The 21,987-nt window shown below is 62.9% G+C and carries 21 protein-coding genes; 3 read left to right on the top strand and 18 right to left on the bottom strand.

Annotation, left to right across the window (positions count from 1 at the left end; translation table 11 throughout):
- The first annotated feature begins 131 nt into the window (after nt 1-131).
- Nucleotides 132-683 carry a GrpB family protein gene (locus tag ACE3OH_RS00725; protein WP_374347195.1) on the top strand — a complete coding sequence of 184 codons (552 nt, stop codon included), beginning with the start codon at nt 132-134 and terminating at the stop codon, nt 681-683.
- 162 nt (nt 684-845) lie between these two features.
- Here the strand turns inward: ACE3OH_RS00725 and ACE3OH_RS00720 are convergent, their stop codons facing one another.
- From ACE3OH_RS00720 to ACE3OH_RS00650, 15 genes are all read right to left on the bottom strand, one after another.
- Nucleotides 846-1,469, bottom strand: a complete 624-nt coding sequence (locus ACE3OH_RS00720; protein WP_374347193.1) for a 2OG-Fe(II) oxygenase — start codon at nt 1,467-1,469, stop codon at nt 846-848.
- On the bottom strand, nt 1,470-1,862 hold the full coding sequence (locus ACE3OH_RS00715; protein WP_374347190.1) for a VOC family protein: 393 nt from the start codon (nt 1,860-1,862) through the stop codon (nt 1,470-1,472).
- Entirely contained in the window at nt 1,859-2,224 is a 366-nt protein-coding gene (locus ACE3OH_RS00710; RefSeq protein WP_374347187.1) for a DUF1801 domain-containing protein, read from the bottom strand. The genes ACE3OH_RS00715 and ACE3OH_RS00710 overlap by 4 nt, the downstream gene beginning before the upstream one ends.
- A gap of 36 nt (nt 2,225-2,260) precedes the next feature.
- Nucleotides 2,261-2,803, bottom strand: a complete 543-nt coding sequence (locus ACE3OH_RS00705; RefSeq protein WP_374347184.1) for a GNAT family N-acetyltransferase — start codon at nt 2,801-2,803, stop codon at nt 2,261-2,263.
- A gap of 2 nt (nt 2,804-2,805) precedes the next feature.
- Nucleotides 2,806-3,411, bottom strand: a complete 606-nt coding sequence (gene metW, locus ACE3OH_RS00700) for a methionine biosynthesis protein MetW (RefSeq protein WP_374347182.1) — start codon at nt 3,409-3,411, stop codon at nt 2,806-2,808.
- 1 nt (nt 3,412) lies between these two features.
- Nucleotides 3,413-4,573, bottom strand: a complete 1,161-nt coding sequence (locus tag ACE3OH_RS00695) for an acyltransferase family protein (protein WP_374347180.1) — start codon at nt 4,571-4,573, stop codon at nt 3,413-3,415.
- 54 nt (nt 4,574-4,627) lie between these two features.
- Complete coding sequence (locus ACE3OH_RS00690) at nt 4,628-5,764, bottom strand: acyltransferase family protein (RefSeq protein ID WP_374347178.1); 1,137 nt, start codon at nt 5,762-5,764, stop codon at nt 4,628-4,630.
- Nucleotides 5,761-6,900, bottom strand: coding sequence for a homoserine O-acetyltransferase (locus tag ACE3OH_RS00685; protein WP_374347176.1), 1,140 nt, complete (start codon nt 6,898-6,900; stop codon nt 5,761-5,763). The genes ACE3OH_RS00690 and ACE3OH_RS00685 overlap by 4 nt, the downstream gene beginning before the upstream one ends.
- Before the next feature lie 42 nt (nt 6,901-6,942).
- Complete coding sequence (locus tag ACE3OH_RS00680; protein WP_374347174.1) at nt 6,943-8,199, bottom strand: O-antigen ligase family protein; 1,257 nt, start codon at nt 8,197-8,199, stop codon at nt 6,943-6,945.
- On the bottom strand, nt 8,192-9,118 hold the full coding sequence (locus ACE3OH_RS00675; RefSeq protein ID WP_374347172.1) for a glycosyltransferase: 927 nt from the start codon (nt 9,116-9,118) through the stop codon (nt 8,192-8,194). Before ACE3OH_RS00675 ends, ACE3OH_RS00680 begins: the two co-directional genes overlap by 8 nt.
- Nucleotide 9,119: 1 nt before the next feature.
- Nucleotides 9,120-10,226, bottom strand: coding sequence for a glycosyltransferase (locus ACE3OH_RS00670; RefSeq protein ID WP_374347170.1), 1,107 nt, complete (start codon nt 10,224-10,226; stop codon nt 9,120-9,122).
- A gap of 1 nt (nt 10,227) precedes the next feature.
- Nucleotides 10,228-12,087: an asparagine synthase (glutamine-hydrolyzing) gene (gene asnB / locus ACE3OH_RS00665; protein ID WP_374347168.1), complete on the bottom strand. Its 1,860-nt coding sequence runs from the start codon at nt 12,085-12,087 to the stop codon at nt 10,228-10,230.
- Between the two features lies 1 nt (nt 12,088).
- The gene (gene rfaQ, locus ACE3OH_RS00660; protein WP_374347166.1) at nt 12,089-13,189 is read right to left on the bottom strand and encodes a putative lipopolysaccharide heptosyltransferase III; all 1,101 of its coding nucleotides are present in this window, start codon (nt 13,187-13,189) and stop codon (nt 12,089-12,091) included.
- Nucleotides 13,186-14,967, bottom strand: a complete 1,782-nt coding sequence (gene msbA, locus ACE3OH_RS00655) for a lipid A export permease/ATP-binding protein MsbA (RefSeq protein ID WP_374347164.1) — start codon at nt 14,965-14,967, stop codon at nt 13,186-13,188. Before msbA ends, rfaQ begins: the two co-directional genes overlap by 4 nt.
- A 90-nt stretch (nt 14,968-15,057) precedes the next feature.
- Nucleotides 15,058-16,491: a PLP-dependent aminotransferase family protein gene (locus ACE3OH_RS00650; RefSeq protein ID WP_374347162.1), complete on the bottom strand. Its 1,434-nt coding sequence runs from the start codon at nt 16,489-16,491 to the stop codon at nt 15,058-15,060.
- A gap of 176 nt (nt 16,492-16,667) precedes the next feature.
- Here ACE3OH_RS00650 and ACE3OH_RS00645 point away from each other — a divergent pair, with 176 nt between their 5' ends.
- Complete coding sequence (locus ACE3OH_RS00645; protein WP_374347160.1) at nt 16,668-17,042, top strand: hypothetical protein; 375 nt, start codon at nt 16,668-16,670, stop codon at nt 17,040-17,042.
- A gap of 86 nt (nt 17,043-17,128) precedes the next feature.
- On the opposite strand, the gene ACE3OH_RS00640 is transcribed toward ACE3OH_RS00645, so the two are convergent.
- The 3 genes from ACE3OH_RS00640 to ACE3OH_RS00630 all read right to left on the bottom strand — a co-directional run bounded on the left by ACE3OH_RS00640 (nt 17,129) and on the right by ACE3OH_RS00630 (nt 21,122).
- Nucleotides 17,129-18,016, bottom strand: coding sequence for an HDOD domain-containing protein (locus tag ACE3OH_RS00640; RefSeq protein WP_374347158.1), 888 nt, complete (start codon nt 18,014-18,016; stop codon nt 17,129-17,131).
- 7 nt (nt 18,017-18,023) lie between these two features.
- On the bottom strand, nt 18,024-19,328 hold the full coding sequence (locus ACE3OH_RS00635) for a putative bifunctional diguanylate cyclase/phosphodiesterase (protein WP_374347156.1): 1,305 nt from the start codon (nt 19,326-19,328) through the stop codon (nt 18,024-18,026).
- Nucleotides 19,329-19,634: 306 nt separating this feature from the next.
- Entirely contained in the window at nt 19,635-21,122 is a 1,488-nt protein-coding gene (locus ACE3OH_RS00630) for an amidase (protein WP_374347154.1), read from the bottom strand.
- A gap of 182 nt (nt 21,123-21,304) precedes the next feature.
- On the opposite strand from ACE3OH_RS00630, the gene ACE3OH_RS00625 reads away from it, so the two are divergent.
- On the top strand, nt 21,305-21,987 hold a 683-nt coding region (locus tag ACE3OH_RS00625; RefSeq protein WP_374347152.1), incomplete at its 3' end, for a hypothetical protein.

The following is a 21,987-nucleotide window of genomic DNA, read 5'->3' as shown; positions in this document are numbered from 1 at the left end:
GCCAACCCGCCCTACAGGACTGGGACTCGCAGCAGAAGGTTAATCGACATCGGCGCCATGCCATCTGTTGATATTTCGACATATCGAAATACCAACAATGATTTAAAGACCAAGAAACAAAAGGAATCAAAATGACTGGGAATGAAGTTCTGATTGGCGGAGTCGAAAAAGCTGAAATCAAAATAGTCGATTATGACTCCCTATGGGAAAAGAAATTCGAACTTCACAAGGCGACAATCTCAAGCGCGTTAGGCACCGCAGCCTTGCAGATCGAGCACATTGGATCAACAGCGGTACCCGGCCTGGCGGCCAAACCAATTATAGACATTGTGGTGGTCGTAGAAAACGCCGCGAACGAGTCTACCTACCTTGCAAAATTAATTGAAGTTGGTTATCAGTTAAGAGTAAGAGAACCAGATTTTTTTGAGCATAGAATGGTTAGAACTCAACAGCGAGACGTACACATTCACATATTCAGCAAAGGATGTATTGAAATCGAACGCTATCTTCTGCTTAGGAACTACTTGCGCTCGAATCCAGACAGAAGAGCGGAGTATCAGAAAATCAAAAAAGAATTAGCTGCGCAAGACTGGCCTGATATGAACGCTTACTCAGAGGCAAAAACAGAGATTATTGAACGGCTTATTCATGAGGCACGTCAATCGAGCATGGAAGCCAGGTAAGGCGGGTTCTCGATGGGAACCCGCGCGGAATTCGATTATCGCCTGCGATTCCGCGCGGGTTGATAAAGCCAACCCGCCCTACAGAGCATCGCCCTTCTCTGTGCCCCCTCTGTGTTCTCTGTGCCCTCTGTGGTTCAAGGTTTGGGGTTTAGGCCTGAAGGCTCATCCCCTACGCATCCACCCCGTCAAAGACCAGCGTTCTCGTTGTGCCGGCAGAACGGCATGCCAGAAGCGCTCGGAGCGAAATAGCAGCAGGCGGCCGGCCTGCGGGGCGATGTCGATGGATTCCGCGCGGCCTTCGGTATCCAGCCACAGTCTGAGCTGGCCGCCGTCGGTTTCGCACCAGTCCGGGTTGAGGTAGCAGACCGCCGAGATCACCCGCGCATCATCATCGCGAAAGCGGTCGAGATGGCGCTGGTAGTGGGCACCGACCGGATATTGCGCATAGTGGAATTCGCCCTCGCGAATGCCGAGGAACAGTTCGCGGTTCAAGGCTTGCTGCAGCGCTTCGATACGCTGCCAATACACCTGCTCGGCTGGTGCCGGCTGCTGCGGGTCGAGCCACAGCACGCTGTCGCCGCGAATCTCGTCGCGCACGCTCTGGCTCTCAGCCCGGCCGACGCCGGCGCGGTGGAAAGCACCGGCGGCCAGGCGCCGGCCAGCCTCGTCGCGCAGCGCCGCTACTTCGTCTGCATGCAGAAAGTCATCGCACACCACCCAGCCTTGTTCGGCCAGAGTGTCGATCAGGCCCGGCAGGCGGGCGGTGAATTCGGTGGTCAACAGCACTTATCCTTCCATCGGCGTGCACAGTTCAACCACCGTTCCATCGGGGCAGCGGACATAGGAGACGACTTGCCCCCATGGCTTGGCCGCAGGTGCTGCCAGCTCCTGCGCGCCGGCCGCCAGGGCCGTGGCGTGGGCTTCTGGCACCAAGGCGGTCAGCAGCGCAATTTCCACCCCTAGTGGCAAGGGGGAGGCGCTCGCCGCGATAAAACCGGCTGGAAAATTCATCCTGCCCAGCTCATTGGACGCGAATGCCAAGGTGGTTTCGCCGGTTGCCAGCTCGCCATAGCTTCCCGATTCATGGAGAAAACGCCGCGACAAACCAAAGGCGCGCTCAAAAAAAGCCAGCGATTCCGCCACATCAGGCACATAGATGATGGTGTAGCCAAACTTCACGATACAGTCTCCTTCGTTACGTGTAGCGCCAACGACACGTAGTGCGCCAGCTGTTTTTCCTGAACCTGCTCGATGCCGGTCAACTTGATATGGCGCCGGCCTTTTCCGCTGCCTTCGAGAAATCCGTAAGGGTCCTGAATGCGCGCGCCATGACTGAATTCCACCGAGACATGCGCTCGATAGGCGAATACCCCGGCAAACGGTAATCCTGAGGCGAACAGAATGCCTCCATACTTGAGCTCTTCAGAAAGCGGCTCAATAGTTTGTCGCATCAGGGCCCGCACTGTTTGAACGATCGAATGGTTGGTTTCATTTACCATCCGGATATCGTCTAGCCAAGCCTGCACGGTTGGTCTGGACATCAAGCGCCCCCAAATTAGGCAAAGGTAAGTGGCGAACTACGGGCCGCCGTGAGTTGCGGCGTAGACCGCCCTGGACAAGCCATAATCGGCGCTAGCTCCATTAGAGCCAATCGGCCGCAAGCCCAAGCGCGCCAGCACGGCGCGCGAAGCGGCGTTGTCCTGGCGCACGCCGTGGGCGCAGATCGCCCGGCAGCCGGGCTGGCTGAATGCCCAGCCGATCAGGGCGGCGCCCGCCTCGCTGGCATGACCGGCGCCGCGCCAGGCCGGGGCGATGGCATAGCTTAATTCCACTTCGCCCTCGGCATCGGGCTCACAGCGAAAGCCGGCCAGACCGATGATGGTAGCGCTGGCGCGCTCGACCACCAGCCAATAGCTGCGCCAGGGTAGATTGGCAGCGCTGGCGCGGCGCAGGCGCGGCAGCTTGCCGCGCAGGGCCAGTTCAGTGGCTGCACCGAGCAAATCGTCGGCCACCGCCAAGCCGAGCAGGCAGGCCAGCGCCTCGGGCGACTCGATCAGCAGGAATAATTGTTCCTCGGCCAGGCAGTGCAAGGTCTGCCGGGCTGTTTGCAGTACCAGCATCACTATCGCTCCGCGCGCTCGAAGCGCACCAGCGCGAGGCTGCCGCGCAGATTGGGCAAGAAGGTGATGCGCTGGCCCTGGTGCAGCACCATGCTCGCCTTGACCCGTGCGCCACGTGCGCGCACCAGGTCGTCGAAATCATCCAGCGTGCACAGGTGGATATTCGGCGTGTCGTACCACTGGTAGGGAATGGTCTCTGACACCGGCATGCGGCCAAACAATAGCTGCCAGCGGTTTTCCCAGTAGCCGAAATTGGGAAAGGTAACGATGCCGGTACGACCAACCCGCAGCATTTCATCGAGAATCAATTCGACCTGCTTCATCGACTGGATGGTGAGCGACAGCACCACGTAGTCAAAGCTATTGGCCTCGAAACCGGCCAGGCCCGATTCCAGGTCGCGCTGGATCACGTTGACGCCATTGGCCACGCAGCCGATCACCCCATCCATATCGATTTCCACGCCATAGCCGGCCACCTGCTTTTGCTCGCGCAGGTGCGCCAGCAAGGCGCCATCGCCGCAACCAAGGTCGAGCACACGGGTCTGTGGGGCAATCCAGCTGGCGATGCGCGCCAGGTCGGGGCGGAGGGTAGGGCTTGCAGGATTCATATCATTCACTACGGGTAAGGGTCTGAGGTGGCGCGCAAGAGGCGCCACCGAACAAGCGGGCTTCCAGACGGCGGCCCCAGCGTATGGCCGGTTGCTCGATCCAGTCATGGGAAAAACCAGCCAGCCAGATCGCCAGCGGAATCGAGCTCAGACATAGCAGCACGCCAAACAGCACAGGATGGCCGAGCAAGGCAGGCGCCAGATGGTAGAAGCCGGCAGCGATCGCCAGCATCAGCATCCAGTGCAACAGGTAAAAACTGTAGGACACCAGCCCCAGCCACCCAAGCCAGCGACCCAGGCGGCCCGGCGCCAGAGAAAGCCATTCGGCTGCAAACAGCACCCCGGCCGCACCGACACCGACCAGCAGAAAATACGCAGGGTGCAGCTGCAATAGCGGCTTGGCACTCGCCCCCAGCCAGAGCGCCAACGCCGGCAGCATCGCGGCAAGCGCCAACCAGCGCCGGCGACCGGCCAAGGCAGCAACATAAGGGTGGCACTGCCTGAGCCAGCCGCCCAGCAAAAACATGAAGGCAAACTGGGCAAAATACACCGCGCCCGGCCAAGGTGTGGCGAAATGGTGGAACAACACCCACAGGGCCAATGCCGACAGAAGCACGGCGAGCGGCCACGATTGCAGCATCCGCCAGAACAAATAAATCAGCGGTGCTGCAAGCATCTCTACCTGCAAGGTCCAGCCGACCGGGTTGAGATTATGACTGCCCAGACCGACATCCAGCAGCAAGGCATTATGCAACCACAGCGACCACCAGCCCTGCTCCGCCCGCACCAGCGACCATTCGCCCGGCAGGGCCACGGTGGCACAACTCCACGCAAACAGGGCGCCCAGGCAGATGCTGAACCACCAGGCGGGCAATATCCTGAACAGGCGGCGCACGATGAAACGCCCTGCGACCAGCGACTTGCCGCGCAAGCGATCCAGCGAGGGCAACAGAATATAGCCGCTCAACACAAAAAACAGCGACACGCCGGCCGATCCGTTAAACGGGATGAAAATCGCCAGCAGACTGGCCGGCGAGTCTTTGGCAATCAGCGTGTAAAAACCGAGAAAGCAGTGATAGGCCGCTACCATCAGGGCAGCGATCGCCCGCAGCTGGTCAGCCACCAACTCTCGCGGCCCTTCAGCGGCCGTGACAGGCTTCATGCAAACTCTCCACCGCAAGGTAAACCCGGCCGGAATCCAGCCAGGCAATGACTGTTACACATACGCATCAGACTTTCGTGAGTCCAGCTTGAAACAGCGCTGCTCGAAAGCCCGCCCTGCAGCCATGGCAGGACGCTCGAACCAGCGGAACAAGGGCGCCGCCAGCAACAGGGCGAGCGGGAATGAAGTCAGTAACAGCAAGCCGCTGAAGCGGAACGGGTGCGACGCCAGCGTTGGCGCAATGGTCAGCAGGCCGAGCGCCAGCGCCACCAGGCACAGCCTGTGCAAGAGATAAAAGCCGTATGAAATCTCGCCAAGCTGCGCCAGCCAGCGACTTGCCCGCCCGCTCGGCCAGGGCAGCGACAGGGCTGCCGCCAACACCAGGGTCGCGCCACACCCGCTAGCCAGGAAATAGCCGGGCACCAGCTGGGCCAAAGACTTGCTGCTAGGCAATACCCACAGCATCACGCCGAGCGGCAATACGGCAGCAGCGATGCGCTGGCGCACACCAGCAGTACTGTGCCCATGCAGCCAGGGCAGCAGGTAGTGCAAACCGCTACCCAGCACGAACATGAAGGCGAATTGGAAAAAATACATGCCCGGCAGCAGTGGCGTAAGCAGGTAGCGGTACAGCAAGCCGACGGTCAGGCCGAACAGGGCACAGCGCGCCAGTGGATGGCGGCATAGCGTCCAAGCCAGATAGAGCAAGGGCACGGCCAATAGCTCTATCTGCAAGGTCCAGCCCACCGGATTGAGCTGCACCTGCCCAAACAGCAGGTTCTGCCACAAAAGCGTCCAGCCGGGCTGCAAGGTCAGGCTGGCCGACAGATCGCCCGGTAAGCGCGCGCCAGGAAACAGCAATAACAGCAGCATGCCGATGCCGACCGACAGCCACCATAGCGGCACGATGCGGAACAGGCGGCGCAGCACGAAACGCGGGGCGACATGGCCCTGCTTGCCCATCCGCTCCAGCGAGGGCATCAGCACATAGCCGCTCAGCACAAAGAACAGCACCACGCCGGCACTGCCATTACACAGCGCAAACAGGCCATGAAACAGGGGGGCCGGCAGCACGGCTTGCAGCTGCGCATAAAACGGCAGGATGCAGTGAAATGCCGCCACCATCAGCGCGGCAATGCCGCGTAGCTGGTCGGGCACCCGTTCGCGCGGCGCCGCCTGGTACTTACTCATGTGCCAACCTCATCCGCCACCCGCTTCAGATAAGCATCCATCAGGCGCATATAAGGCTCATCGGTCATCAGGAAAGCATCGTGGCCATGCACCGAGCTGATCTCGGCATAGCTGACCGACTTCTTGGCATCGAGCAGGGCCTTGACGGTTTCCTTGGAGCGATCGGGCGAAAAACGCCAGTCGCTGTCGAATGCCACCACCAGAAAACGCGCGTCGGTGGCTGCCAGTGCGGCCGGCAGGCTGCCGCCGAAATGGCGCGCCGGGTCGAAATAGTCAAGTGCCTTGGTCATCAGCAGATAGGTATTGGCATCGAACACATCGGCGAAGCGGTCACCCTGGTAGCGCAGATAACTTTCGATTTCGAACTCGGTGTCGTAGCCGAACTGATATTCGCCGGACTTGTGCTGGCGACCGAACTTGCCGCCCATGCCGGCGTCGCTCAGATAAGTGATATGGCCAAGCATGCGCGCCAGCTTGAGCCCGCGCCTGGGCAGGACGCCGTGCTGGTAGTAGTCGCCGCCGTGAAAATCCGGGTCGGCCAGGATGGCGTTGCGCGCTACATCATTGAAGGCAATATTCTGCGCGGTAAGCTTGGGCGCCGAGGCAATGGTCAGACAATGGCGAATGCGCTGCGGGTAAGTCACGGTCCAGCGCAGCGCCTGCATGCCGCCGAGGCTGCCGCCGATCACCGCCGCCCAGCGCTCGATGCCGAGCCGATCGGCCAGCCGCGCCTGGGTCTGCACCCAGTCATTCACCACCACCACAGGAAACCGCGAGCCCCAGGGCTTGCCGCTGTCGGGATTCACGCTGGACGGCCCGGTCGAGCCATGGCAGCCGCCCAGATTGTTCACCCCCACCACAAAAAAGCGATTGGTATCGATCGGCTTGCCAGGGCCCACCATGCTGTCCCACCAGCCCGGGTATTTGTCGTCGGGCGTATAGCGGCCGGCCACATGGTGATTGCCGCTCAATGCATGGCAGATCAGGATGGCATTGGAGCGCGCGGCATTGAGCTGGCCGTAGGTTTCATACATCAGCCGATAGCGTGGCAGCACGGCACCGCTTTGCAGGGTGAACGGTTCATCGAACTCGGCACATTGGGCACTGACAAGGCCGACGGATTGGGGGTCCAGCATAAGGGGTGTTTCCGGTTGGAGGTGGCGGAAAAAGCCGCCATTTTACGCGCTTGACTGCGGCCGCGGCATAGAACCTCGCCGCAGAGGCACGCTCCAGCCCAAGAGCAGCAAGATGGAAACCGCGTAGAACATAAACAGGAATGTATGGATCAACAGGGTATCGGTAAGGCCCACCATGACAAAGATCAGGATCAGCGCCTTGCCGGCGCGGCTGACGGCCACAGTCTGCGCATTCGCGACCCGCGACTCGGCACGGGAAAACGCCCGCCAGGGCAGCAGGTAGAGCAATGCTGTTACCAGTGCACCGGGCAAGCCTCCGCTAAGCAGGGCATTGAGCAATTCATTGTGCGCATGACCATGCGCGGCCAGATTGATCGGCCCGCGCCGCGCTTCCACCACATGAATCAGCCAGGGATGAAATCCATCCGGCCCCAAGCCCAGCCAGGGCTGGCTGTACCAGGCTGCCAGCGCTTCGCGCCACATCACCAGCCGCAAGCCCAGAGAGGTATCGGCATTGCCGGCAAGAAACTGGTCCAGATCGGTGCTGATCATGTGCCAGCGCTGCACACCGCTGGGCAGGATGAGCGTGGCCCCCAGCAGCAGCAGACCTGCGCCAGACAGCACCAGCCAAGGACGGCGCCGCCCCAGCCGCCATGCCAGCAGGATGGCTGCGCACAGCCACACCGCGCGCGAACCGGACAACCAGGCCGTGCACAAACCGGCCGCCGCCCCAAGCCAGCCAACCCAGCGCGCCCAACCCTGCTGCCAGCCCGGCGGCTGCGCCAGCAGCGGCAACACCCCCAAAGCAAGGCCCATGGTGCCCCAGCTGACCCAGAAATGGTAACCGCGCGCCCGATCGGCACCGATCCCGTAGACCTCGTAAATCGACTGCCCGGCCATCAGCAAGGCCGCCACGACACAGGCCAGCCACCATACCGACGCCACACGCCGACTGCGCAAGCCGAATACCAGGCCGCCCAGCGCCAGTGTCGCGTCGTACATGCGCTTATGATCAGACGCCACCTGCGGGTTGGCGGCAATCGATGCCGCCAGTGAAGCAGCCAGCAGCAAGAATGGCGCCGCGGCCAGCCCCGCATCGCGAACCTCGGACCACGACGATGAAAAATCCCTGCGGACGGCTTGCCATAGCAATTGCAGCAAGCCGACGATAAAGATCGCCTGGCCGGCGATATGCGACCACTTTGCCGACATGGCCAGCAAGAGCGGCTGCAGCACAATCAGCAATACGGCGAACGCTGCCGCCAGTCGCCCTATCAGGGGCTCTTTGTATTCAGCCATGCCACGGTGACCGTTGCAAACATAGCGCCAGGTATTTGCGCTTGATACTGGTACGGATGCGCCTTGCCGCTATAAAGCGCAAACCATTGATACGCCGCAGCCGCGCCGCAATCTGCGGAAATTCAGCCAGGCGCGCCCTGCCCGGCGGGCTGGCCAGCAAGGCATCGGCCAGATTGACCCAGAAGGCATCGAGCCGTTCCGCGTCAACCACCGTGCCCAAGGTTTCGTCGATCTGCTGCAGCGCCTGCACCTGCTCGGCCAGGCGCGGCCAATCCTGCCGGCACGACAGGCTGCCGGGGCGCTTCAGATAGCAATAGAACGGCGCATCAGCCAGCAGGATATGCGTGGACTGCAGCAACAGCCGCGGCAGCAGCGCCATGTCTTCATACGCCGTCAGCGGCGGAACCGGGTTGTCGAGCAGCAAGGCGCGACTGAAGCACTTGCCGATCAAATGGCCCTGGATATGACGATGCTCAAGAAACAGATCGATGGCCGCCTCGCGCCGGATAGGCCGGCACTGCGGCAGCGCGGCACGGCTATCGAGCACGCTGACTTCGCGCAACGGTGCCAGCAAGGCATCGGGCTGCTGGCTGGACAGCTGGGCGAGCAGCCAGGCCACCGCGCCATCGACATAGGCATCGTCGCTATCGAGAAAGCTGATATAGCGGCCGCTGGCCATGGTCACGCCAAGCTGCCGCACTTTGCCCACATTGCGAAACTCGGCACGCTGCACGCGTAACCATGGGTGCTGGCTGGCATGGGCGGCGGCAATGGCGGCAGTGGCGTCGCTGGAAGCGTCATCAATCAACAGCACCTCTACATTGCCAACGCCAGCCAGCTCGCCAGTCAGGCGCGCCAGTGTATCCTGCAGATAGGCGGCGGCATTGTGGGCCGCGATGATGATGGAAAGCAGCGGCATATCAGTGCCCGACCAGGCTAGCGTATTGCGCGGCCACCGTCGCCAGCGCAAAGCGATCCAGTGCGGCCGACTCAGCCTGCGGTGGCGCTGCCAGCACCCGATCGATCGCCCGCGCCAAACCTTCAACGCTCAGATCCGCCAGACCCAGCGCCAGATTGCCTTGCAGGATTTCATTCGGGCCCACCGGGCAGTTGGTGCTGATCACCGGCGTACCGCAGGCCAGCGCCTCGACCAGTACATTGCCAAAGCCCTCGTAATCGGAACTGAGCACCAGCGCCCGCGCGGCGCGCATAAAGCGATACGGATTCTCTTGAAAGCCAGCGAACTGCACCCGCTCGCTCAAGCCCAGCTCAGCAATCTGTGCGAGTAGCGCCGCACGATCATCGGCGCTGCCGCTGCCCAGCAGCACCAGCTTGCCGGAGTAAGGACTGAGCTTGAATGCCGCCAGCAGCCGATCATGGCGTTTTTGCCGGTTCAGCCGGCCCACATGCAATAGAAAATCCTCGCCATCCAGCGGACAAGCAGCCTGTGACTGGGTGCGGATATCGTCCAGTGCAAATGGGTTGTAAATGGTCACCATCTGCGCCGGGCGAATGCCCAGCGCGCGCACATCATCTTGCAGCGCCTGGCACACCGTGATCAGCTTGCGACCACCATAGCAGTGGCGCAGCTGGCGCAGCTTCAACCTGCGCCGCCAGCCGCGCCGCTCTCCGAGGCTACCCTCGGTCAGCGCGCAATGCAGGCAGAACCAGGCGTTGTTCAGACGTCGCGATGCGGCGACGATCCGGTCGGTCTTGGGCAGATTGGAGATGGCCAGGTCAATTGGCGTATCGCCAAAATGCTGTAGCAAGGCTGCATCCAGTAGCGCCGCGCGGCGCGCTATTTCGCGCAGCTTGCGCAAGGGGCCACGGCCGGTATCGGCCACCACCAGGTAGTCGACGCCCGCCGGTATCGGGTATTCACATACCGCCTGCAGCGACACGATGGTTACCCGCTGCCCGGCCGCAGCCAAGGCTTGCGCCAGCGTCAGCACCACCCGCTCGGCGCCGCCGCCGGGCAGGCCGTCGATCAGCAGGACGATATTGGCCTTGGCCTGCGCAGAAGGCATCCTAGACCACGCTCCCGCGCAGGCCCGACAGCTGGGCCAAGCTCTCGTCGAGGATCAGCAATAGCAACAGCTGCTCGGCCAGCGCTTCGCTGCCGGCTTGATAACGCTGCACCAGCGCATCGATACGTGCCGCATCGAGTTGCTGGTCGGTGAGCGCAGCCAGCCGCAGGCCAAGCCCGGCGCAGCGCGGTGCCAGACTGTCGCGCAGCCAGGTCTGCAGCGGCGGGTTAAACCCGCGCTTTTTGCGCTGAAACAGTTGGAGCGGCGCAAGCTGCGGCATCGCCTGCGCCAACAGCTGCTTGGCCGGCCGGGTAAAGCGCTGCGCATCGGGCAGGGCAAACAGCTTTTCCAGCCACACATGGTCGAGCAGGGGCGCGCGCAGTTCCAGGCCATTGGCCATGGTGCATAGATCGCCCTTTCGCAGGATGTACTCGGGCAGGGCATTGGCAAAATCCACCGCCAGCATCTGCCGGGTCGGCACGCTCTCCTGGCTGTCGCTGGTACGCCAGTAATGCAGGCGCGGCAGGGGGCGGCCAGCGCGCACATAGCGGCGCTGCGCCGGGGTGAGGCCGGAAAAACGCAGGCTGTAGGCATCGAGCCAGCCCATGCCGGCTTCGTCGGCTATCTTTGCCCAGCCTTTTGGCAGCAGGCTGGCGCCGCCCTGCACCGGTAGGCGCAGCGCACCGCGCCAGGCACCCTTGCGATGCTTGGTGTGGCGCTTGTAGCCAGCCAGCACTTCATCGCCACCATCGCCGCCCAGCACCACCGTTACCTGCTTTACCGTCTCGCGAGCCAGCAACCAGGTGGGGAAACTCGATGGGTCGGCAAACGGTTCGTCCAGATCAGCCACAATGCGGGTAAATGTCGCATCGTCCAGATCAGCTGGCACCGGCAAGGGCTGATTGCGCAGGCCCAGCGTGGCAGCAATTTCAGCGGCGTCGGCACTTTCGTCAAACGGCGTGCCGGGAAAAGCCGCAGTAAAGGTGCGCAGCTCATTGTGGCCACCGGCCGCCAACAGGCTGGATACACAGCTGGAATCAATGCCGCCGGACAAGAACACCCCCAGCGGTCGATCGGCTACCGTGCGCAACTCCACCGCCCGCGCCAATTCGCTCAGCGCCTCATCCACCGTGCTGGGGCCGCTGGCTTGCGGCCGCCAGTAGCAACGCTTTTCCAGCGTGCCGCTGGCGAGGTCGTAACTGAGCAGATGGCCGTTTTCCAGCCGCTGCATGGCAGTAAAGATGGTACGCGGCGCCGGGATATAGCGATGGGCCAGATAGGCATCGATGGCATCGGCATCAAAATCACGCGCGTCCTGCGGCAACCAGGGCAGCACCGCCCTTACCGTCGAACCAAAGGCAAGGCCATCGGGGCGGTGGGCATAGACCAGCGGCTTTTCGCCCATGCGGTCGCGCACCAGGAACAGCTTGCCGATACGCCTGTCCAGCAAGGCGAAGGCAAACATGCCGCGCAAACGCGGCAGCAGGCCATCAATTCCCCACGCTTCATAGCCGCGCAGGATGAATTCGGTATCGGAGCGGCTATGAAATACCGCGCCCTGTGCGGCCAGCTTGGCCGCATCGTCGGCCCAGCCATACACCTCGCCGTTGTAGCAAAGCCAGATATCGCCGACCTCGTTCGCCATCGGCTGGTCGGCAATCGGCCGTGGGTCGATGATGGCCAAGCGCGCATGCAATAGCGCCGCCTGTGCTGAGGCATGGTCCGAAACCAGCTGGCCGACAGCATCCCAGGCGCGCATCTGCTGGCCATCCGGGCCGCGCTGGCGCAGGGCGTCCAGCATGGCTAGGCGGGTAGCTGGCGCAATGGCACGTCTGCCGACAAATCCTGCAATACCGCACATCTCAAGGCGCTCCTGTTTCCTGCAGCAGCGCTGCGACAGCCGCCAGCACCGTGCTTTCCGGCAGCTGCGCCAGGCACTCGCTATAGCCGGAGTTGGCACACCCCTTCAGCCCGCAGGGCCGACAAGGCAGATCAGCCGCCACCAGACGATGCGCCACCCGCCACGGCCCCCATTCGTGCACATTGGACGGCCCAAACAGCGCCACCACCGGGGTTTGCAGGGCGGCGGCCATATGCATGGGCACCGAATCCACCCCCAGCATCAAGCGTGCGCCATCAATGGCGGCAGCTAGTTCGCGCAGGCTGAGCTTGCCGACCAGATCCAGCACCCCATGCCCGGCCGGCAACGCTGCCAGGATCGCATCGGCCATCTGGCGCTCGGCCGGGTCGGGCGCGCCAGTCAGGACAATGCGGTGGCCGTCGGTCAGCAGCCGCCGCGCCAACGCCGCCACCCGCTCGGCCGGCCAGGTCTTGTAGGCCCAGCGCGAGCCGGGATGCAGCAGCAGATACGGTGTGCCGCCCATGCCGGCCGCCGCCAGCTCGCCCGCCACGCGTGCGCGTGCATCGGCGCCGGGTAGCAGGACCAGCTGCTTGTCGCACGCCTCGGGGTACAGGCCGATGACCCGCAGTGCATCGAGATTCTGCTCGACGATATGGCGGCGATTGCCCCATAGCGGAAAATACAGATGGCTGAAGCTCTGCTTGAAATGGCGGCTCCATGGCCCATCCATGCCGACCGACCAGCGCGGCTTGATCAACCGTGCCAGGGCAGCGCCGCGACTGGTTTCAGTCAGATGCAGCAACAGGTCGTAGCGGCGGCGGCGCAGCTCGCGCAGCTGGCGCAGCTCGTAGCCTAGCTTCGCTATGCCACCGCCCAGCGCGCGGGTCTTCTTGATGGTGTAAACCTGATCGATATGCGGATTGTCGGCCAGCATATCGCGGGTTTCGTCGAGGATCAGCACATCGACCTCCACACCGGGCAGCTGGCGCTTGAGGCTGGCAAATACCGGCGTGCACAGCAAGACATCGCCATGGTGACGCAGCTTGGTCACCAGCACGCGGCGGATGAGGACAGGATCGAGGCAGGTAGTTTCGATCTTCACGCCGCCTCCGCGCGCTGTTGGCGGTACAGACCGGCATACACGCCGTCGCGTGCCAGCAGCTCGTCATGGCTGCCCACTTCGACGACTCGCCCACCCTGCATGGCGATGATGCGGTCGGCGTTTTCGATGGTGGACAGGCGATGGGCGATGATCACGGTGGTGCGGCCACGCATCAACACATCGAGCGCCGCCTGCACCTGGCGTTCCGACTCGGTATCGAGCGCGCTGGTGGCTTCGTCGAGAATCAGGATCGGCGCGTCCTTGTAGATGGCGCGGGCAATCGCCAGCCGCTGGCGCTGGCCGCCGGACAGGCGGGTGCCATTTTCGCCGATCTGGCTGGCATAGCCCTGCGGCATCGCCACGATAAAGTCATGGGCAAACGCCGCCCGCGCTGCCGCCTCCACCCTTGCCTGATCGACTTCGCCAGCACCATAGGCGATATTGGCCGCCACCGTGTCGTTGAACAGCACCACATCCTGGCTGACCAGGGCAATCTGCTGGCGCAAATTGGCCAGGGTGTAGTCGCGCAGATCATGGCCATCAAGCGTCACCCGACCGCTACTCGGGTCGTAAAAGCGCGGCAGCAAGGTGGCCAGGGTGGTTTTGCCGCCGCCCGAGCTGCCGACCAGGGCCACGACCTCGCCCGGCGCAATGCGTAAATCGATCTGGTTTAGCGCCAGCCGCGCCGGGTCGCCGTAATGAAAGCTGACCTGCTCAAATGCCAATGCGCCTTGGGCACGGCTCACGACCAGCTTGCCCTCATCGCGTTCCAGCGGCGTATCGATCAAGCCAAACACCGTCTCGGCCGCCGCCAGTCCACGCTGCAGCTGCTCGCTCATCTTGCTGATGTTCTTGATCGGCGATTGCAATTGCACCAGCGAAGTCATCAACACGATGAAGTCGGCATTGGTCAGTGCAGCACTGGCCACCCGCTGCTTGGCATAGAACACGATCACCGACACCACACTGGCCACCAACAGCAACATCAGGCCGGAGCTGAGCGCCGAGGTGGAGTCGATCTTCACAAAAGCATGGCGCACTTGCTTGGCGGCATTGTCAAAGCGCGCCTCTTCGTAAACGCGCCCGCCAAACACCTTGACGATGCGCTGGGCGCCGATGGCTTCGTCGAGGATACGGGTCATCTCACCCATCGCCCCTTGCGCCATCAGGCTGATGCGGCGCATGCGCCGGCCGATCAGCGACACCACGATGCCGATGGCCGGCACGATCACCAGGCAGAACAGGGTTAGCTGCCAATCCAGCACCAGCATATTCACCAGCAGAAACACGATGGTGAAGCCTTCCTTGAACAGCACGGTCAGCACCTGGGTGCCGGCCTGGGTGATGGCCGACACATCGTAAGCCAGCCGCGACATCAGCACGCCGGCGGCGGTCTGGTCGAAGCTGGCAACCGGCAAGCGCATCAGCCGGTTGAACATCAGCGCACGCAGATCGTTCTGCACCTTGGTCGCCACCCAGGAGGCGGTATAGGCATTGATATAGGTGGCAAGAAAGCGCACGAAAGCCACGCCCAGCAAGGCCACCGACACGCCCCACACCGGCAGGCTGAGGTTGAAACCCTGCAGCAAGCTACCGAGAAACGGCCGGGTTGCCAGTTTCTGCAGGTAATCGGCATCGATCAGCATGCCCAGCAGATGGCTATAGCTGGCCTCGGTAGCAGCAATCACCACCAAGGCGACGATGGAAAACACCAGCACCCAGCGGTAGGCAAGCGTGTGGCGCAGGATGCGCAGATAGAGTTCGCGGCTGTTTGGCACGGCTTGGTTCATTTGCACGGAAGGCGGCATTGTACCGGCTTCGCTGCGGCGCGGCTGACTGGCAAGCTGGCGCCAGTACGGCCGGCTGGGTCAGCCGTCGGCAATATCCGCCTCGTCCAGCATGGTGCGCGCCTGCTCACCGATACGGGAAATGGCGTCTTCAATGGCCGGCCCCAAGGGATGGCCGGCATTGAGCCGCAGGCAGTTGCTGAAGCTCGAATCCAGGCTGCACAACACACCCGGCACAAAGGACAGGCCGAGCCGTTGGCAGCGACGCAGCAACTCGACCGCATCGATATCGCCAGGCAGCTCCAGCCACAGCATAAAGCCACCGGTGCCTTGGGCGACGCGGGTCCCGGCCGGAAAATGGCGCAGCACCGCCACGCGGTAGCTACGGTATTGCGCGGCCAGCTGCGAGCGCAGCCGGCGCAGATGCAGTTCCAGCCGGCCGCTGGCCATAAAACTGCCAATCGCCTCCTGGATCAGCGCGGCAACCGGCTCGCCATGCACCACCCGTGCGGCATCAAGCACCAGCCGGTGTTTACCGGCGGCGATATAGCCAAGGCGCAGACCGGGGCTGATCAAAAAGCCCAGATCGACGCAATACAGCACATTGTCGTGGCGATCGAACGCCTTCACCGCCCGCGGTCGCTGCGCGCCATGGTGCAGATCGCCAAAGGTATCGACCTCGATCAGCGGCACGCCATGGGCATGGGCCAGCTCGGCCAGCCGCGCTTTTTCGGCATCCGGCATCAGGCTGCCGGTGGGGCTGGGGAAGTTGGCATTGACGATACAGGCCGCCACCCGGTTTTCGCGCAGCAAGGCTGCCAGTGCATCCACCGACATGCCATGAACCGGATGGGCCGGCACTTCCAGCGCCTGCAAGCCATGCCCTTCGAGCTGCTCCAGCACGCGCAGCGGCCCGGGCGTCGGTGCCGCCACCACATCACCGGGCTTTGTCAATACGCGCAGACATATATCCAGCGCCTCGGTGTCACCATGGGTGACCACCACTTCATCGGGGCGGAAATCGCACCCCGCCATCAGTGAGCGACGCGCAATCTGCTCACGCAGGCGCTGCTGGCCGCCATAGCTGCTGTCGTTGAGTATGCTGGTATCGCGCTGCAGCAGCTGGATCAGTTGTTTCTTGATCGCCTGGGCAGGAAACAGCTCGGGCGCCAGCGAGGGTAAGGTCAGCCGGTCGCGGTCATCGCCATGGGCCAGTTCGATGGCCAGTTTGCGGTGGCCCTCCAGCGCAATGGCGGTTGGCAGACCAGCTCTGGCACACTGCGTCGGCTTGCCGAACTGGCGTTGGCGTACATAAAAACCGAGGCGCGGCCGTGCTTCGATCAAGCCATCGTCTTCCAGCCTATGCAGGGCGTGAGTCACCGTCGCCGGGCTGGCATCATGCAGGCTGCACAGCTGGCGCACCGAGGGCAGGCGCTCACCGGCTTGCAAAACACCCGCCTGTATCCGCCCGGCCAGGTCATCAGCCAGTTGTTGATAGCGGGTGATCTGGGACATGCGGGTGGCTCCGGCGGTAGGCTGTGCCTATCATAAACGGACTTTCTGCCAGCCTACCAGCACAGCGGGATGGAAGATTGATCGATACAGGCCTTGTCTTGCCTGGTAAACCCACCGCAGCGCGCAACAAATGCGGCCGATGCAATGAACTGACAAGAAATCGCGAGCGAGCGGCCATGCTGCGAGAACTGAGCCCTGTCCGCCAACACCCCAATGAATACCGACGCCGCTGGTTCAGCTCGAACTATTTCGACTTGATAGTCTGGCTGAGCGAGGACGAACAGATTGCCGGTTTCCAGCTGTGCTACGACAAGCAGGGCAAAGAGCGGGCTCTGACCTGGCTTGATGGGCGCTTGAGCCACGCGGCGGTGGATAGCGGCGATACGCCCGGCCTGGGCGCCAAAACTGCGCCGATACTGGTGCGCGATGGCAAGCCCGATATGGCCCTGATCCTGTCGCGCTTCATGCGCGAATCCGGCAATTTGCCGGCCGAGATCAGCGCAATCGTTGAACGGGTGCTGACGCCAGTTGGCGACGCCGAAAGAAACTGAACAAATCGCGTTTCAACCCGCATCGCCGACCCCGGAAAACCCGGGCCTTGAGCGGGAGTTTGTCACAGCCCCCCTGCCGCTTCGCCTTACACCTCGTCGCGCACACGCTCCTGCAGTGCCGCGCCGAGCGCTTCCAGCGCATCGGCAGGCTGATCCAGCAATAGCAGGCAGGAAGGACCAAGCTTGTGCCACTCCTCGGTCTGGTTCAGCCCGGTCTGACGCTGGTGGAAATACTCGGCCAGCTGGGCCAGGGCGATCAGGCGGCGGCTGGCGGGTGGCAGCGCCGTCGCCCCGCCTTGCAAGAGCAGGAAGTCGTGATGCTGGCGGATCGCCAGGCAGATTTCCTCCGGCAGCGACCAGCTCTGCGCCAGCATGCAGCCGACCATCGCATGATTGGTCGGGATATCCTCTTCTTCCACCGTGGTAAAGCGCCGTTCCAGCTCGGCATTGGCGCGCGCCAGGGTATCGCGATAGTTGGGGAACTTGCGCATCAGTACCGGCATGCCGCAGTCGCGGAACAGGCCGTAGGTGTAGGCATCGTCCGCCTTCACCCCGTCGCTGTTACCCAGGATCTGCGCCAGCAGGCCCGAGTACTCGGCAATGGTGGCCGAGGCATCCCAGAAGCGCTCGAGGCTGGGGCTGGCCGGAAAGGCATTGCGCAGCGCTGCTCCGGCAATCGCCTTGCCGGCGACATTGAGGCCGAGCATGGTCAAGGCATGGGCGACACTGCGGGCGCGGATGCGAAAGCCGAAAAACGGCGAATTGGCGGTCTTGATCAGGCCGGCCGACAAGCTGACATCGGCCGACACCTGCTGGGCAATCCGGTTGAAATCCGGCTCCTCGCGGCGCATTTCGCCAGCCAGCACATCGAGGATGGTGGGGCGCGGCGGAATGCCGATATCGAGCACCGTCTTGGCATAGAGTTCATCGACCGTTGCGCCCTGCTGTATTGATCCGCTGATCTCGGTCGTCATGTCACCCTCACTGCGTCACCGACTGGCGCGCCAGCCAATCCAGCACATCGTCCGAGCTCATCGGCCGGGCATGCAAAAAGCCCTGGATGGCATCGACCCCTGCCGCCTCCAGCGCCTGCAACTGCTCGCGGGTCTCCACCCCTTCGGCCACCACGGTCATGCCGAGCTCACGCCCCAACTGGGTGATCGCCTTCACCACCGCGAACACCCGCATATCGTGCGGCAAGGGCGTGACAAAGGCGCGGTCGAGCTTTAGCTTGCCGGCCGGAATATCCTTGAGGGTGGCCAGACAGGAATAGCCGGTGCCGAAATCATCGATCGACAGGCCCACCCCCATGCTGATCGCCGCACGCAAATTGGCCTGCACCAATTCGGACACATCCATGAACAACGACTCGGTGATCTCCAGCTCGATCAGGCCTGGCGCGGCATCGCTGCACAGCAGGGCCGCATAGAGCGCCGGAGCAAACTTGGGGGCAGTGAGCTGGGCGCGCGACACATTGATCGCCACCTTGGTCGGCACACCGGAATCGGCCATGCGGCGCGCCTGCAAGGCGCCTTGCAGCAGGCTCCACTCGCCCAGGCGAATCACCAGCCCGGTTTTTTCCGCCACCGGGATGAACTGGACCGGCGGCACCAGCTCGCCGTCAAGCTCGCAGCGCATCAGGGCCTCCACCGCCTCGATCCGGCCATCGAAGGCGACAATAGGCTGGTAATGCAGATACAGGCCGCCCAACTCCAGCGCGGCATGCAATTTATGCTCGACCACCAGCTCTTCACGCGCCAGCTTCACGCCCAGGCGGCCGGGCAGACGCTCATCGCCAGACAGCACCAGCCGCCCGCCGCCCAGCTGCTTGGCCTCCAGCATGGCGTGCTCGGCCCTTTGCAGCAGCTCTTCCACCCCTTCGGCATACTCCAGGCAGGCCGCACCGATCGAGCAGGTGGTATGCAGGCTGATCGCGCCCACTTCCATCGGCCGATGCACCAGCGTCAGTACCTCTTGCGCCAGGCCTTCCGCCTCGCCGATATCGTGCTTGGGTGCCAGCAGTAGGAATTCGTCGCTGCCCATGCGGGCAATATGCACGCGGTGTTCAAGCTGGCCACGCAGCCGCTCGCCCATCTTGGCGATTACCGTGTCGCCGCCACCGAGGCCGAGTGATTCATTTACCCGCTTGAAACGATCGAGATTGACCCATAGCGCCGACAGCGGCAGCTGCTCGCGCTTGGCGTGCTCGACTAGGCGCGCTGCATTGCGCAGGCAACCCTGGCGATCGAGAAAGCCGGTAAGAGGATCGATTCCCGCGGTATCCAACGCCCATCTCCGGTTGGACCCCTCCTGAAGTTTGTTTTTTGACCAGCCTGCACAGCGTCGGCCGAAAACTGCGCCGTTTCAAGTACACGCCGCCAGACGTGCAGTGTGCAGATTCACATTCGGGATTGAATAAAAGGCTTCAACGCAAAGGCGCAAAGGGCGCAGAGGACGCAGAGAAAGACATGAAAAACGGCGAGAACTGAAGCCTTATATGGATTGCAGGCGCCCCTCTTTTGATTCTTCTGCCTTTCTTTGCGTCCCTCTGCGAACTCTGCGCCCCAGTGTTGAAAGCCTTTGCCTGGATACTCAAACAATCGACGCAGCAACAGCGGGCCGGCGATTGAACCAGGGGCGTGCCTGTTCCAACTGCCCGGCCAGCGAGAACAGCAAGTCCTCGCGATTGATGGCGGCGACAAATTGCACGCCGATCGGCAAGCCGGCCGCATTCCAGTGCAGCGGCACCGACATGGCGGGCTGGCCGGTCAGATTGGCCAGCTGGGTAAAGGGCATGCGGGCAAAATTGAGTCGCGCCTGCTCATGGATGGCGCCATGCAGCAGCCGGGTGGCGCCAAGGCGGTCGATGGCGCCCACCGCCAGCTTCTGCGCCGCCGGCATGCGCAATTCGCCAATGCGGGTTGGCGGCTGTGCCAGGGTCGGGGTCAGCAATACATCATGGGTCTGATGAAAATGCCCCATGCTGCGCGCCAGGATATTCCAGTCGCGCCGCGCCATCACAAAGTCAGCAGCCGACTGCGACTCGCCCATGCGCGCCAGTATCCAGGTTTCCAGCTCCACATCATCGCGCCGCACCTTGCGACCGAGCAGCCGCGCCAGCCAGCGCAGATCGGCCGCAACCTCGCCGTAATACAGGGTCAGGTAAGTCTCGACCAGCAGCTCATGCGACCAGGGTAGCGCGACTTCTTCCACGCAGTGTCCAAGCTCGGCCAGGGCAGAACAGGCCTGATCCAGCGCCGCCAGGCAGTCAGCGTGTATCGGGGTGTCGGGCGCCTGGCGCACCACGCCGACGCGCAGTTTTCCGGGGGAGGCCAGCACGGCACGGGCATAGGGCATGGCCGGCTCGGCAATGGCAAAGGGCGCGCCGTAGTCGGCACCGGCTATCCAATCGAGCATGGCAGCAGAATCACGCACGCTACGCGACAGTACGCCCTCTTGCACCGCCCCCGACCAGGACTCGGCAAAGTCCGGCCCCTGCGGCACCCGCCCGCGCGAGGGCTTGAGGCCAAACAGGCCGCAGTTGCTGGCCGGAATGCGGATCGAGCCACCACCATCACCACCATGCGCCATCGGCACGATGCCGGCAGCCACGGCTGCAGCGGCACCGCCCGATGAGCCACCGGGCGTATGGTCCGGCGACCAGGGATTGCGGCTCGGGCCGAATGCTTCCGGCTCGGTATAGCCGACCAGGCCGAATTCCGGCGCATTGGTCTTGCCGAAGATCACCAGGCCTGCCGCCTTGAAGCGCCGCACCAGTTCGGAGTCATGATGCGGCACCCAGTGTCGCAAGGCCTTGCAACCGTTGGCCAGCGGCACCCCGGCCAGCGCCGCCAGCATGTCCTTGAGCAAGAAGGGCACACCTGAGAACGGCCCGGCCGGCAGACCGGACGCGGCGGCGATCCTGGCGGATTGGAACAGCGGGACTATCACCGCATTCAGCCGCGGATTGACCGCCTCGCAGCGTGCAATGGCGGCCTCGAGCAATTCGGCCGGAGAGGCCGCGCGGCTGCGCACCAGATCGGCCAGGCCGATCGCGTCGTACTGTTGAAATTCATCCATCCGAGCGTTTTAGCTCAAACCGGTCGACGCGCCAATAGCCGCCGGCGGCTGCGTCCGTCAGTCGGCCCCTCGGCTGATCGACAGCCTTACAAATGTTTACTGCCTATAAATCGACGGTTAACGATTCACGCGTACTTTTATGCATCTTGCATCGTCCGCTTGAACCTTTTCGGGAGACCGGCATGAAACCACCAGGATTCACCCTCAAGCTGCTCGCACTCTTGCTGTTTGGTCCCGTACTTGCTGCCGGTCGCAGCGAGCAATTCGATGTCAAGGCCGACTATAGCGGCGCACCCAATGCACTCACCCTGTCCGCCACCATCCGCCCGGCTGCCAGCGATCTGGGCCAGACCGGCAGCTATTTCGTCGCCGCCCAGCTTGGCAGCCAGCTCTTGTTACTGCAGCCCACCGGCTGGGTACCGTTCGATGGCAGAACCATAGGCGCAGCTGCAAGTGCCCCGCTGGCGCTACGCTCCTTCCCGCTGTTGGGCGGCAACGATGTATCGGCACTCGAATGCGCCTCCGTCATTGCCGGCTATGGCAAGGATGCTGGCGATATGCTCGGCAATGGACTGTATCGGACCATCTACCAGATTCCGGCGCAATTGCCCCACGCCTCGCCACTGCCCTGCAGCGCGATGGCCGATGCCGATGTGGCGCGCTTTCTCGAACAGGCAAGCTTTGGTCCGACCGACGCCAGTATTGCCGATGTGAAACAGCGCGGTATGGCCGGCTGGATCGACTACCAGATGAGCTTGCCGAAAACCGGCTACACCCCGGCCGGTGGCGGCGACTGGCCCTATGTGCCCGAGTCTCAAGCGGCCTCATGCACGAGTGATGGCAATTCGGCCAGCCCTGCTTCCAT

The organism is Chitinimonas sp. (genome assembly GCF_041904975.1).
Lineage (GTDB): Bacteria > Pseudomonadota > Gammaproteobacteria > Burkholderiales > Chitinimonadaceae > Chitinimonas.
Note: the sequence above shows the minus strand (reverse complement) of the source record. Positions and strands in the feature narration are given on the sequence as shown.